Source organism: Streptosporangium saharense, assembly GCF_014203715.1.
Lineage (GTDB): Bacteria > Actinomycetota > Actinomycetes > Streptosporangiales > Streptosporangiaceae > Streptosporangium > Streptosporangium saharense.
This window is the reverse complement of record NZ_JACHJP010000002.1, coordinates 1,295,581-1,308,890: the sequence shown is the minus strand read 5'-3', so window position 1 is coordinate 1,308,890 and position 13,310 is coordinate 1,295,581. Positions and strand designations below refer to the sequence as shown.

General features: G+C 73.0%; 12 protein-coding genes and 1 pseudogene. 8 read left to right on the top strand and 5 right to left on the bottom strand.

Annotation, left to right across the window (positions count from 1 at the left end):
• Window positions 1-9 precede the first annotated feature (9 nt).
• The 6 genes and pseudogenes from FHS44_RS14800 to FHS44_RS14775 all read left to right on the top strand — a co-directional run bounded on the left by FHS44_RS14800 (window position 10) and on the right by FHS44_RS14775 (window position 4,891).
• On the top strand, window positions 10-1,203 hold the full coding sequence (locus FHS44_RS14800) for a histidine kinase (RefSeq protein ID WP_184714676.1): 1,194 nt from the start codon (window positions 10-12) through the stop codon (window positions 1,201-1,203).
• Between the two features lie 75 nt (window positions 1,204-1,278).
• Complete coding sequence (locus FHS44_RS14795; protein ID WP_184714674.1) at window positions 1,279-2,037, top strand: LytR/AlgR family response regulator transcription factor; 759 nt, start codon at window positions 1,279-1,281, stop codon at window positions 2,035-2,037.
• 84 nt (window positions 2,038-2,121) lie between these two features.
• Window positions 2,122-2,265 (top strand): annotated as a pseudogene (locus tag FHS44_RS40990) (ClpX C4-type zinc finger protein); the annotation flags it as partial.
• A 393-nt stretch (window positions 2,266-2,658) separates the two neighbouring features.
• Entirely contained in the window at window positions 2,659-2,856 is a 198-nt protein-coding gene (locus FHS44_RS14785; RefSeq protein WP_184714670.1) for a hypothetical protein, read from the top strand.
• The gene (locus tag FHS44_RS14780; RefSeq protein ID WP_184714668.1) at window positions 2,856-3,203 is read left to right on the top strand and encodes an ArsR/SmtB family transcription factor; all 348 of its coding nucleotides are present in this window, start codon (window positions 2,856-2,858) and stop codon (window positions 3,201-3,203) included. Before FHS44_RS14785 ends, FHS44_RS14780 begins: the two co-directional genes overlap by 1 nt.
• 65 nt (window positions 3,204-3,268) lie before the next feature.
• Window positions 3,269-4,891, top strand: coding sequence for a SulP family inorganic anion transporter (locus FHS44_RS14775; protein ID WP_184715367.1), 1,623 nt, complete (start codon window positions 3,269-3,271; stop codon window positions 4,889-4,891).
• A 394-nt stretch (window positions 4,892-5,285) separates the two neighbouring features.
• Here FHS44_RS14775 and FHS44_RS14770 read toward each other — a convergent pair whose 3' ends face one another.
• The gene (locus FHS44_RS14770; RefSeq protein WP_184714666.1) at window positions 5,286-6,155 is read right to left on the bottom strand and encodes a deoxyribonuclease IV; all 870 of its coding nucleotides are present in this window, start codon (window positions 6,153-6,155) and stop codon (window positions 5,286-5,288) included.
• A 128-nt stretch (window positions 6,156-6,283) separates the two neighbouring features.
• Here FHS44_RS14770 and FHS44_RS14765 point away from each other — a divergent pair, with 128 nt between their 5' ends.
• Window positions 6,284-7,468: a glycerate kinase gene (locus FHS44_RS14765; protein ID WP_184714664.1), complete on the top strand. Its 1,185-nt coding sequence runs from the start codon at window positions 6,284-6,286 to the stop codon at window positions 7,466-7,468.
• Window positions 7,469-7,584: 116 nt separating this feature from the next.
• Here the strand turns inward: FHS44_RS14765 and pknB are convergent, their stop codons facing one another.
• From pknB to thiO, 4 genes are all read right to left on the bottom strand, one after another.
• A complete protein-coding gene (pknB, locus tag FHS44_RS14760; RefSeq protein ID WP_184714663.1) occupies window positions 7,585-9,558 on the bottom strand; it encodes a Stk1 family PASTA domain-containing Ser/Thr kinase in 1,974 nt (657 codons plus the stop codon).
• 93 nt (window positions 9,559-9,651) lie between these two features.
• Window positions 9,652-10,434 carry a thiazole synthase gene (locus FHS44_RS14755; protein WP_184714660.1) on the bottom strand — a complete coding sequence of 261 codons (783 nt, stop codon included), beginning with the start codon at window positions 10,432-10,434 and terminating at the stop codon, window positions 9,652-9,654.
• Window positions 10,435-10,439: 5 nt separating this feature from the next.
• A complete protein-coding gene (gene thiS, locus FHS44_RS14750; RefSeq protein WP_184714658.1) occupies window positions 10,440-10,640 on the bottom strand; it encodes a sulfur carrier protein ThiS in 201 nt (66 codons plus the stop codon).
• Window positions 10,637-11,770 (bottom strand): glycine oxidase ThiO, encoded by a 1,134-nt coding sequence (gene thiO, locus FHS44_RS14745; protein WP_184714656.1) that lies wholly within the window; start codon window positions 11,768-11,770, stop codon window positions 10,637-10,639. The genes thiS and thiO overlap by 4 nt, the downstream gene beginning before the upstream one ends.
• 328 nt (window positions 11,771-12,098) lie before the next feature.
• On the opposite strand from thiO, the gene FHS44_RS14740 reads away from it, so the two are divergent.
• Entirely contained in the window at window positions 12,099-13,271 is a 1,173-nt protein-coding gene (locus tag FHS44_RS14740) for an NAD(P)/FAD-dependent oxidoreductase (protein WP_184714653.1), read from the top strand.
• Window positions 13,272-13,310 lie beyond the last annotated feature (39 nt).

Here is a 13,310-nt window from a genome sequence, read left to right as displayed (position 1 = left end):
GTTTCCCGCATGTCGACCAGTGTCTGGGCGCTGCTCTGCGCCGTCAGGACTCTCCTGGGATTCGTTGTGCCAGGCCGTACTCCCGTCACCCCCGTCTTCTCCCGCCGCGCGGGCGGCTCACCGGACGAGGCCACCTTCGCGACCCTGCACGTCGCCGCGCTGGCGGCCCCGTCCCTGCGTGCTGGCCTGACGCGCGACTCGGCCCGCAAGGCGATCCGCCACCTGCACGCCCTGCTGGGCGCGGGCGCCATCGCGGTGACGGACGTGGACGGCGTGCTCGCCTGGGACGGCGAGGCGGACTGCCAGCGCGAGCACGCCCCGGGCCACGCCCGCGCGGTCCTCGCCACCGGCAGGCCGCGCGTGGTGACCGGGCACGCCCTGGCCTGCGGCCTGCCGGGGTGCGCGATCAGGGGGGCGGTCGTCGTGCCGCTCACCGTGGACAGGCGGGTCGTCGGCGCGCTGGCCGCCTACGACTCGGCGGTGGGCCCCGCGCTGGTCAGGACCGTCACCGAGGTCGCCCGCTGGGTCTCGTGCCAGCTCGAACTGGCCGAGCTCGACTCCTCGCGGCGGCGGGCGATGGAGGCGGAGACCAGGGCGCTGCGCGCGCAGATCTCCCCGCACTTCATCTACAACTCGCTGACGACCATCGCCTCGTTCGTCCGCACCGACCCCGAGCGGGCCCGCGAACTGCTGATGGACTTCGCCGACTTCACGAGATACGCCCTGCGCCGCGAGCGTGACTTCACCACCCTCGCCGACGAGCTGCACTGCGTGGACCGCTACCTGCTGCTGGAACGTGCCAGGTTCGGCGAGAGGTTGCGCTTCACGGTCAGGGTCGCCCCCGAGGTGCTCTCGGTCCCGGTGCCGTTCCTGTGCCTGCAGCCGCTCGTCGAGAACGCCATCAAGCACGGCATGGCCACGACCGGGGGCTGCGGCGAGGTGCGGGTGCTGGTCTCCGACGCGGGCTCCGAGGCGCACGTCAGCGTGGAGGACGACGGCCTCGGCATGGACCCCGAGCGGGCCAGGCTGCTGCTCGGCGACGACTCGCGCGGCGAGCGGGGCGAGGGCGGCATCGGCCTGGCCAATGTGGACGTACGGCTGCGCCACATCTACGGCGAGGACTACGGGCTGGTGGTCGAGACCGCGCCGGGCGCGGGGACCAAGGTGCGGCTGCGCCTTCCCAAGATCTCCTGCCGGGCATAGCTAATTGTAGTCATCTCGTTACGCTAAGTTGTCACCCCCCTTGCGGCGGGCGGCCACAGCGGGCAGCGTGGGGCCATGTTGAGAGTCCTGGCTGTCGACGACGAGGTCCCCGCGCTGGAGGAGCTGGCCTACCTCCTGCGTCAGGACCCCCGCATCGAGCACGTCTTCACCGCCTCCGGAGGGGTGAACGCGCTGCAGGACATGGTCCAGATGATCGGGGCGGGCGAGCGGCTCGACGGCGTCTTCCTCGACATCAGGATGCCCGGTCTCGACGGCCTCGACATGGCACGTCTCATCGGGGGCTTCCCCAACCCTCCCCGGCTGGTCTTCGTCACGGCCCACGAGGACTGCGCGGTCCAGGCCTTCGAGCTTGAGGCTGTCGACTACCTTCTCAAGCCCGTCAGACCCGACCGGCTGGCCGAGGCCGTACGACGCCTCGAAAGCGCCACGCAGGCGCCGGGCGAGCCCGAGATCGACGACGTGATCCCGGTCGAGCTGGGGGGCAAGACCAGGTTCGTCGCCCAGCAGGCGGTCAGGTTCGCCAAGGCGAAGGGCGACTACGTGCGGCTGCACACCGTCGACGGCAACTACCTGGTGCGCATGTCGCTGGCCGCGCTTGAGCGCCGCTGGGCCTCCTCCGGCTTCATCCGCGTGCACCGCAGCACGCTGGTCTCGGCCCGGCACGTGAGCGAGCTGCACTTCGACGGCGGCAAGGTGACGCTGCGGGTGGGCGCCGAGACGCTGCCGGTCAGCCGCCGCCACACCCGGCGGGTCAGGGAGCGGCTCGTCCGCCAGCTCCAGGACCGTCCCCCCGCCCAGGGGGCACTCGACTGACGTTGTCAGGCTCGGCCTGACGCTATAGGCTCACGGTGATGCTTGTCAGGGTGGGCCTGACAGCCGTGTGCCTTGGAGGGCCGCATGCCCGCGTCATCCTTCACCGAGCAGGACATCCTCTGCTCCTTCTGCGCCAAGTCCAAGTCCAAGGTCGAGAAGGTGATCGCCGGTCCCGGCGTCTACATCTGCAACGAGTGCGTCGATCTCTGCGTCGCGATCCTCGCCGAGACGCGGGTCGCCACCGAGCGGCCGTCGCCGGACGAGTCGGCCCCCGAGAAGGAGCGGGTCCCCGACATCCCCTGGCCCGACGGCATGACCGACGAGGAGATCCTCTCCCACCTGCCCCGCGTCGCGGCGGCCAGCGCCAGGGTCGAGGCCGACCTGAAGGCCTGGGTCGAGCAACTGCGCGGCCGCGGGGTCACCTGGGCCAGGATCGGCGCCGCCCTGGACATGACGCGCCAGTCGGCCTGGGAGCGCTTCTCCGGCGAGGAGTGACCCCTTCGCCGCGGGCCCGGGAGGGGCGGTCGCGGAACCACCCCGGTCACGAGGTATCGTAATTGCGAAAGTTCGCAATTACGTAGGTGTGTCCCCCCGGGCCGCGCCGCGACAGCGAGGGGTGACGTGAGTACGGCTTTCACCGCGGCGGTCAGGGAGCGGGCACGCCAGGCATGGCGGGCCCTGCAGGAGGCCCGTGAGGACGATGACGCGCACGCCGGTCTGGCGGCCAGTAACGAGTGGGAGGACGTCCAGCGCCTCGCCCGTGAACACGGGGTGAGCCTGGACGTCGGCCCCCTTTCCCCCGAGGAGCTGGACTCGTGATGTCGGTGCCGTTGTACGAGGCCAAGGCCGAGCTGTTCCGCCTGCTGGGGCACCCGGTGCGGATCCGCGTGCTGGAGCTGCTGCAGGACGGCCCGAGGCCGGTACGGCAACTGCTGGCCGCGATCGAGGTCGAGCCGACCGGCCTGTCCCAGCACCTGGCGGTGCTGCGCCGCTCCGGCCTGGTCACCGCGCAGCGCGAGGGCAGCACCGTGGTCTACGCGCTGGCCGGTGGACGCGTCGCGGGCCTGCTGCGGGCGGCACGAGAACTGCTGACGGAGAAGCTGACCGGGCAGAACGAGCTGCTCGACGAGCTGCTGCAGGACAGTACGGGGAGCGGCACCTCGTGAACACGGTGGCTTCACCGGGCGGCCGCCTGCGCGCGCTCCTGCCAGGACGGGCGGACCTGGCCGCGATGGGCCGCCGCCCCGGCAGGGACCTGCTCGCCGGGCTGACTGTGGCGATCGTCGCGCTGCCGCTGGCCCTCGGGTTCGGCATCTCCTCCGGCCTCGGCGCCGCCGCCGGGCTGGCCACCGCGGTGATCGCGGGCACGGTCGCCGCGTTCTTCGGCGGCTCCGGCCTCCAGGTGTCCGGCCCGACCGGGGCGATGACGGTGGTGCTGGTGCCGATCGTGCACGAGTACGGCGCCTCGGGGGTGCTGACCGTCGGCGTGATGGCCGGGGTGCTGCTGGTCGCGCTCGCACTGGCCCGCGCCGGACGGTACATGGCGCTGGTGCCCGCCCCGGTGGTCGAGGGCTTCACCCTCGGCATCGCCTGCGTGATCGGCCTCCAGCAGATCCCCGCCGCCCTCGGCGTCGCGACCCCGGAGGGGGACAAGGTCACGGTCGTGGCCTGGCGGGCCGTGCTGGACTTCGCCGCCCACCCCGGCGGATGGGCGCCGGTGATCGCGCTCGGGGTGGCCGCGACGATGCTCGTCGGCGCCCGGTGGCGGCCGACCATCCCCTTCTCCCTGCTGGCCGTGGTGGGCGCGACCGTCGTGGTCGAGCTGACCGGGATCGAGGCGGGCCGGATCGGCGAGCTGCCCTCGGGGCTGCCTGCCCCCTCGCTGTCCTTCCTCGATCTCACCGCCCTGGGCTCGCTCCTGGCCCCCGCCGTCGCGGTGGCCGCGCTGGCCGGGCTTGAGTCGCTGCTGTCGGCCGCCGTCGCCGACGGCATGAGCGTCAACCACCGGCACGACCCCGACCGGGAGCTGTTCGGGCAGGGGCTGGCCAACATGGTCGCCCCGCTGTTCGGCGGCGTCCCGGCGACCGGCGCGATCGCCCGCACCGCCGTCAACGTCCGCTCGGGCGCCCAGTCACGGCTGGCCGCGCTCGCGCACGCCGTGATCCTGGGCCTGATCGTGTTCACCGCCGCCGGGCTGGTCGCGAGGATCCCGCTGGCCGCGCTCGCCGGGGTGCTGCTGGCCACCGCGATCCGGATGGTCGAGGTCGGCTCGGTCGCCGCCATGCTGCGCTCGACCCGCGGCGACGCCGTCGTGCTGGCGCTGACCGCCGTCGCGACCCTGGCGCTCGACCTGGTCCAGGCCGTCATCCTCGGCCTGGTCGTGGCCGGGGCGCTGGCGCTGCGGGCCGTCGCCCGCGACGCCCGCCTTGAGGCCGTGTCGCTCCGCCCCGACCTGCCCGGTGACCACACCGACGAGGAACACGCCCTGCTGGCCGAGCACATCGTCGCCTACCGCCTGGACGGGCCGCTGTTCTTCGCCGCGGCCCACCGCTTCCTGCTGCAGCTTTCGCAGGTGGCCGACGTCTCGGTGGTCGTCCTGCGCATGTCCAGGGTCACCACCGTGGACGCCAGCGGCGCCCTGGTCCTGGCCGACGCCATCGGGCGGCTGCGGCGGCGCGGCATCACCGTCTACGTCTCCGGCATCCGTGACGGTCACCACCAGCCGCTGAACGCCCTGGGCGTCATCGCCCGCCTCGACGAGGAGGGGCACGTCTTCGCCACCACGCCGCAGGCCATCGCGGCGGCCCGCGACCACCTCCACCGCACCGGGGTCCTGACCGCGGACCGGACCTGACGGGGGCGACCGCTCGTCGTCCACGCTCTGCCGCTCGTCGTCTGAGAACGCTCCGTACATCGACGGCTACACACCGTTAATCGTGCTGGTCAAAAAATGGTGAGTCGTCCCCGGAGCGTCCCCTCTAGTGTTCCGTACATCGGAGAGCCAAACCCGCGGCGCCAGAGAGGGGGACAGAGCCGGAAGGCTCGAAGTTCCTGGTCCGCGGAACCCCGGGTGACACCCAGCACGTGGTCACCCATTGCCGGGCCCCAATCGGGGGAGGGGGCCCGGCGGCCTCCGGTGTGACGGGACGCCCGCGCCGACCTGCGGGGGCGGGTCCGAGCGATCCGGCCACGCGGGGGCGGCCGGATTGCGGGCCGCGGGCGTCCCGTCACACCCGGAAACCGATGGTCTAGAGTGTCGTTCCCGCGGTCACCCGGGAACGGCGGACCGCCGGACGGAGCCCCTTGAGCGTCTCGATGTCCGCGCGGGCGGCGGAGCCGGGGGTCTCGACGCAGACCGGCACCCCCACGACCACCGGATGCCGCAGCAGGTGACCGAAGGCCCGCACGCCGATGTGGCCGGTGCCGATGTTCGCGTGCCGGTCCTTCTTCGAGCCGCACACGTCCTTGGAGTCGTTTGCGTGGACCAGCCCGAGCCGCCCGGGGGCCAGCGCGTGCAGGGCGTCGAGGGTTTCGGCGACCCCGGCCTCGGTCGAGATGTCGTGACCGGCCGCGAAGGTGTGACAGGTGTCCAGGCAGACACGCGCCCTCGGATGCCAGTCGAGGGCCGCGAGGTAGGGCTCCAGGTCCTGGACTGTCGCGCAGAGCATCGCGCCCTGCCCCGCCATCGGTTCGAGCAGCAGGTCGGGGCCGTCGTCCGGGACCTCGTCGAGCAGCGGGAGCAGCCGCTCACGCAGCCTGCCCATGGCCTTCTCGCGGGTGTCGGTCACCGCGGACCCTGTGTGGACGACAACCCCCCTGGCGCCGATCGCGTGGGCGCGCCTGAGGCAGTGCCGTACGGTCGCCGCCGACCTGTCCAGGGTCTCCGGGTTAGGGGAACCCAGGTTGACGAGGTACGGCGCGTGCACGAAACACGGCATGCCGGACTCGCGCAGCAGGGCGTCCTCGGCGGGGTCGCCCTCGGCGAGCGCCCAGCCACGCGGGTTGGTGACGAACACCTGGATCACCTCGGCGCCGATCTCCGAGGCCGCCCGCAGGCCGCCCGTGGCCAGGCCACCGGCGACGGAGACGTGTCCGCCGATGAGGGACACGTGATTCATGACGGAGCCAGTCTAGGGGGACCCTCGGGCCCCGCCGTACGGCATGGGCGTGGTGTGATGATGGGCGTTCGTCAAGCGGAGGGCGGCGCGTGCCGTCGTCCGCCCGTTCTTCGCCCCAGGGAGCAGGGTTGTCTCAGTCGCCGGGCCATGTCGTCGTCGCCCCGGACAAGTTCAAGGGGTCGCTGAGCGCGGCCGAGGTCGCCGCGCACGTGGCCAGGGGGCTCGGCCCCGGCGTCACCGTGGTAGCGCTGCCGGTCGCCGACGGCGGTGACGGCACCGTCGAGGCCGCCGTCGCGGCCGGGTTCACCCGCGTCGAGGCCCAGGTCACCGGCCCGACGGGAGAGCCGGTGCGGGCCGCCTACGCCTGGCGTGAGGCCACCGAGGGAGAGGCGGGGCCGACGGCGGTCGTCGAGCTGGCCGAGGCCTCCGGGCTGCGCAGGCTGCCGGGAGGCCCCGGCGCGGGCGCCCCGCTGACCGCGACCACCCGTGGCACCGGCGAACTGGTCGCCGACGCCCTGTGGCGCGGCGCGCGCAGGATCGTGCTCGGCATCGGGGGCAGCGCCTCGACCGACGGCGGCACGGGCATGATGCGGGCGCTCGGCGTGCGCTTCCTGGACGCCGAGGGGAAGGAACTGCCCGACGGCGGCGGCGCCCTGCGCCTGCTCGACAGGATCGACACCTCGGGAACCCTGCCCCTCGACGGCGTCGAGTTCGTCGTCGCCTGCGACGTGGACAACCCCCTGCTCGGCCCGTACGGCGCCGCCGCCGTCTACGGCCCGCAGAAGGGCGCCAGCCCCGAGGAGGTCGAGATACTGGAAAGGGCCCTGGCCAGGCTCGCCGCCGTCGCCACGCACACCCACGGCCTTGCCGGTGCCGTCGAGCACGACGGCGTCGTCCGTGCCATGGGCGTGGCGGGGATGCCGGGCGCGGGCGCGGCGGGAGGGACGGGCTTCGCCGCCCTGGCCTTCCTGCGGGCCACCTTCAGCCCCGGCATCGAGTACATGCTCGACCTGCTCGGCTTCGACCGGCGGCTCGAAGGCGCCCGCCTCGTCATCACCGGCGAGGGTGCGCTCGACGGGCAGACCCTGCGCGGCAAGGCCCCGGCCGGGGTCGCCTCGGCGGCGGCGAAGGCGGGGGTGCCGGTCGTGGCGGTGTGCGGCCGGTGTGACCTGGACGAGGAGGAACTGAACGCGGCGGGCATCACGGCCGCCTACCCGCTCACCGACCTCGAACCCGACCGGGCCGTGTGCCTGGCCGAGGCGGGCCCGCTACTCGAACGGCTCGCGGAGACCGTGGCGCGCCAGCACCTGTGACCCACCGGGGCGGGGCCGGGAAGGCTCGGCACCAGAGCCCTCAGCACTGGAGCCCCTGGCACCGAAAGCCCCTGGAAGGCACCGGAAGGCACCGGAAGGCTCAGTGGCCAGCGGGCTCAGTGCCAGAGGGTCACCTCGGTGCCCGGGGGGACCTGCTGGCCGCCGGGCGGGCGCTGCGCCAGGACCCTGCCCCTGCCCATCCCCCTGCGCACGGACACCTTCATCCCCGCGACGCGCAGCTCCTCACGGGCCGCCTTGACGTCCTTGAACATCACGTTGGGGACGACCACCAGGGGCTGGCCCTGCTGGGCGCCGTTGTCGCCGGGCACGGAGTTGTTGTTGATCTCCCAGGGCCAGTGCCACTGGGGGTTGTTGCACAGCGACAGGGTGAGCCTGATGGTCGCGCCCCTGTCGATCTCCGCGTTCGGCTGCGGGTCCTGGGCGATGACCGTGCAGGGCTGGGCGGCGTCGGTCTGCTCGACGAACTCGGGCACGAACCCGGCGCCGCGCAGGAAGGCGTCCGCCTGGTCACGGGGCATGCCCTTGACGTCGGGCGCGACCACGCCCGCGCTCACCAGCAGATCGACCTTGGTGCCCTCCCTGACCCGGTTGCCCACGGCGGGGACGGTCCGCATGACCTGCCCGCGCGGCACGGTGTCGCTGGGCTGCTTCTTGACCTCGTCGACGGTCAGCGCCACCTTGGCCAGGTCCGACCGCGCCTGCGCCTCGGTCATGCCGACCACGTTGGGCACCGCGACCCGCTTGGGACCGTCGGAGGGGAACAGCACGAGCTTGGTCTGCTTGTCCACCTCGGCGCCCGCGACCGGCTCGGTCCTGATGACGTTGCCCTTCGGCACCTTCTCGTTGTTCTCCGGCTTGCCGATCTCGACGAGGAAGCCGCGGGCCCTGGCCTCGCTCTCGGCGACGTTGACGTTCTTGCCGGTGAGGACCGGGACGACGATCGTGCTGTTCTGGGAGAACAGCCAGCCGGTCACCCCGACCGCGACCACCATCACCACGGCCAGCGCGACGAGGTACCAGTTCGGCCGGAACCTCCTGCGCGCCGGGGCGGGCGGTTGCAGGTCGGCCGCGGGGCCGGTGAGCAGGTCGCCCCTGGGCTGGATCAGCGTGTGGTTGACACCGGCCTGTGGGGCGGGGGGCTGACGGAACCCCGCGGCGGCGTGCCCGCCCGTGGGACCCGTCGCCTGTCCCGTGGCACCGGCCGGTGCGGGGCCGCTGTCCCTGGGCAGCGTCCTGTGCGCCTCGACCGCGGCGACCAGCAGCGCGGTCGCGTCCACCGGACGCATCGCGGGATCGCGCGCCGTCGCCTGGGCCACCAGCGTGTCGATCAGCGGTGAGATGTCCGGCAGCAGCGAGGAGGGCGGCGGCACGGTGTCGTGGACGTGCCGGTAGGCCACCGACATCGGCGTCTCGCCCTCGTACGGCTGACGCCCGGTGACCAGCTCGAACAGCATGATCCCCGCGGCGTAGACGTCGCTGCGGGCGTCGGCGGAGCCCGCCGTCACCTGCTCCGGCGACATGTAGCCGATGGTGCCGATCATGACGCCCGTGCGCGTCTGGTTCGTCGCCTCGATCGCGCGGGCCAGGCCGAAGTCCACGACCTTGACCCGCCCGTCGTCGGCGAGCAGCACGTTCTCCGGCTTGACGTCCCGGTGGATCATCCCGGCCTGGTGGGCGGCCCCCAGCGCGGCCAGGACCGGGATCATGACCTCCAGGGCCTCGCGGGCGGGCAGTCTGCCCCGCTCGCGGAGCACGTCGCGCAGGGTGCGCCCGGGGACGTACTCCATCGACAGGTAGACGTTGCCCCCGTCCGTCCCCTGGTCGAACACGTGCACCACGTTGGGGTGCGACAGACTCGCCACCGACTTGGCCTCGCCGATGAACCTGCGCACGAAGGCGGGGTCCTCGGCGAGGTTGCGGTGCATCACCTTCACGGCGACCGTGCGGTCGAGCCGGACGTCCAGAGCCAGGTATACGGTCGCCATCCCGCCCCGGGCGATCCGGGACTCGACGCGGTAACGCCCGTCGAGGAGTTTCCCGACCAGGGGGTCCGTAAGCGTCGTGTCCACCCGGCAGAGTTTACGGGCGATTTGGCGCCCACAGGGTCGGCGTGTTCGAAACCGATGCGGAGAAGTTGACCGATCTCTAAGGAGTCATGGTCTCTAGGGAGTCATGGGGGAGGACGCCTCGGCGTACCTGCGGCGCGGGATGCGGCCCGCCGCCCTGGCCATGCGGCCCGCGACGACCGCCTGCCGCATGGCCCCGGCCATCAGGTCGGGACGGCGCGCCCTGGTCACGGCGGTGGCGAGCAGGACCGCGTCACAGCCGAGCTCCATCGCCAGCGCCGCGTCGCTCGCGGTGCCGATCCCGGCGTCGAGGATCACCGGGACGCCCGAGGCCTCCACGATCAGCTCGATGTTGTGCGGGTTCCTGATGCCCAGCCCCGAGCCGATCGGGGCGCCGAGCGGCATCACCGCCGCGCACCCGGCCTGTTCGAGCCTGCGCGCCAGGGCCGGGTCGTCGCCGATGTAGGGCAGCACGACGAAGCCGTCGGCGACCAGCCGTTCGGCGGCGTCGAAGGTCTCGATGGGGTCGGGCAGCAGGGTGCGCTCGTCGGAGATGACCTCCAGCTTCACCCAGTTCGTCTCCAGCGCCTCCCTGGCCAGCCGCGCGGTCAGCACCGCCTCCCCGGCGGTGAAGCAGCCCGCGGTGTTCGGCAGGACCTTGATGCCGCGCCCGCGCAGCACGTCGAGCACCGAGCCCCGCGCCGCGGGGTCGAGGCGCCGCATCGCGACCGTGGTCAGCTCGGTGCCCGAGGCGACCAGCGCCTGTTCGAGGACCTCAAGCGAGGGCGCGCCCCCGGTGCCCATGATGAGCCGAGAGGAGAACTTCTCCCCGCCGAGGACCAGGTCGTCGCCCGCGTCCGTCAGTGTGTCCTGGATCATGTTCCTCAGCCTCCCTGCACCGCGGTGAGCACCTCGACCCGGTCGGCCTCGGCGAGCGGGGTCGAGTCCCACGCGCCGCGCGAGACCACCTCGTCGTTCACCGCCACGGCCACGCCGCTCATGGTCTCGGTCAGCCGCCGTACGGCCAGCGCCACGGTCGCCCCCTGGGGCAGTTCGTGGGCGGTTCCGTTGATCGTCACGTTCATCGGTGCTCCTGGAAACGCAGTGGAGAGCAGATCGTCCGCAGCTCGTCCACCTCGCCTGACGGGGGTTGGAGGAGAAGGTCGGCGGTGAGCGGGGCGAGCAGCACGCCTCCCCTGTGGTGGCCGGTGGCCAGCGAGAGCCCGGCCACGGCCGAGGGCCCGACCAGCGGCAGATTGTCCGGGGTGCCCGGGCGAAGTCCGGCGACCACGTCACGGACCTGGAGTTCGGTGACGCCGGGGACGAGCTCCCGCGCGTCACGCAGCAGCTCCCACAGCCCTCCCGCCGTCACCCGGGTGTCGAAGCCCATCTCCTCCTGGGTCGCCCCGACGACCAGCTCCCCGTCGCCGCGCGGCACCAGATAGACGGAGGAGCCGTGCACCACGCCGCGCACGCACCGCCCCAGGATCGGGGCGGGGGAGTGCAGCCGCATGATCTGCCCCTTGACCGGCCGTACCGGCGGAACCGCCTCGGGCGGCAGCCCGTCCAGGTCGCCCGACCAGGCGCCCATGGCCAGGACCGTCAGGTCCGCGCCGATCGTCTCGCCGGAGGCCAGCCGTACGCCGGTGATCCGCTCGGAGGCGTCGGCGGTGAGGCCCGCGACGCGGGAGCGGACCAGCGCGCCGCCCCGCCGCTGCAGCGCCGTCAGCAGCGCCTTGACGACCCTTCGCGGATCGACCCAGGAGTCGCCGCCGGCCAGCAGGCCGCCGCGCACCGAGGGGGCGAGCATCGGTTCGAGGCGGCGGCACTCGCGGCCCGTGAGCCGCTCGGCGGGCAGGCCGAGCTTGTCGACGAAGGCGGCCAGCTCGTCGAGCGCGGTCAGGTCGTCGGAGCCGAAGGCGACGTCGAGCGTCCCCTCCGCGCGGTAGTCCAGGTCGAGGCCGCCGTCCTCGGTCAGCTCGGCGGCGAAGGCGGGCCACCTGGCCAGGGAGGCCAGGCCGAGGCGCAGCAGGGGCTCCTCGGTGTAGGTCACCTCGCTGACCGGCGCCAGCATGCCCGCCGCCGCGTGCGAGGCGCCGGAACCGGGGTCGGGGTCGGCCACGGCCACCCGCGATCCCCTCCTGGCCGCGCGCCAGGCCACCGAGAGCCCCGCGACGCCTCCGCCGATGACGAGCACGTCGAAGTGGTGTGACATCCGTACCCCCCGCTCCCTTCGCCGGCATGACCCGGATCAGGTTCCTGGCGGTCGAGGGCCGCTGACGGTCGCGCCTGGATCGTCGCCGCCGTCCGTGTGACCCGTGCGCCCGGCACGGTGTATCAGCACGTCAGCGGGCTTTCGACGGTCCGCGTCGCTCCGTAGCCCTCCTCTCAGCCCGGTACGCCCCGGGCTCCCGCGCGTCTGTTCGCTTCCACCTTAAGGGCTGTGGTGACGCCCTCACTGCGTTGGATGTGAGCTAAATACCGTTTTCGTTATCAAACAGCTAATGGCAGAGGGTCGGGCAGGGCGCTTAGGCTCGTGAGTTGTGAATCATGTCGTGGTGGTTGGCGCCGGGCTGGCCGGCGTACGCAGTGTCGAGGCGTTACGAGCCCGAGGGTTCGCCGGCACGATCACGTTGATGGGCGAGGAGGCGCACCGCCCCTACGACCGTCCCCCGCTGTCGAAGTCCGTCCTGCTGGGGGAGACGGACTCCACGGTCGTCGACTCCGATCTCGACGCCCTTGAGGTCGACTTCCGCGCGGGGGTGGCCGCCAAGGGGCTGCGGCCGGGCGTGGTGGAGACCACCGAGGGCGAGGTCGCCTACGACGGGCTGGTCATCGCCACCGGTGCCCGTCCCGTCCGGTTGCGCGGCGACGGTGAGCAGCACGTGCTGCGCACCATCGACGACGCGCTCGCCCTGCGCGAGCGGCTCGTCGCGGGCACGAGGGTCGCCGTCATCGGGGCGGGCTGGATCGGCGCCGAGGTCGCGACCGCCGCCGCCAGGGCGAACTGCGCGGTGACCGTCGTCGAGGCGGCCGACCTGCCGCTCTCCCAGGCCCTGGGGCCCGTCGGCGCGCACACCGCCCGCTGGTACGAACAGGCGGGTGTCGAGCTGCGCCTGGGCGTCCAGGTCGCCTCCGTCGACCATGACGGGCTCACCCTGGCCGACGGCTCACGGGTCAGGGCCGACGTGGTCGTCACCGGCGTCGGCGTACGGCCCGCCGTCGAGTGGCTGGCCGGTTCCGGCGTCGAGCTGGACAACGGCGTCGTCACCGACGAGCACCTGCGCACCTCGCTGCCCGGGGTGGTCGCCGTCGGCGACTGCGCCGCCTGGTGGTCGCGCCGGTACGGCCGCCGCCTGCGCGTCGAGCACTGGGACACCGCGCTCGGCGCCCCCGAGGTCGCGGTGGCCGCGCTCATGGGTGGCGACGCGGTCTACGACCCGGTGCCCTACTTCTGGTCGGAGCAGTTCGGGCACATGGTGCAGTACGCCGGTCACCACGACGACGAGCTCCTCGTCCTGCGCGGCGATCCGGCGACCGACCCCAGGTGGGGGGCCTGCTGGGTCCGCGAGGACGGCAGGCTGGCCGCGGTCCTGGCGGTGAACCGCCCCCGCGACCTCCTGCAGGGGCGCCGCCTCATCGAGGGCGGTCAGCGGCTCGACGCTCGGCGTCTGGCCGATCCCGCGGTGGCGCTGCGCGACTGCACGGTAGCCTGACCTCCTCACCGGGGTGTTTGGCGGAAGGCTCGATGTGGT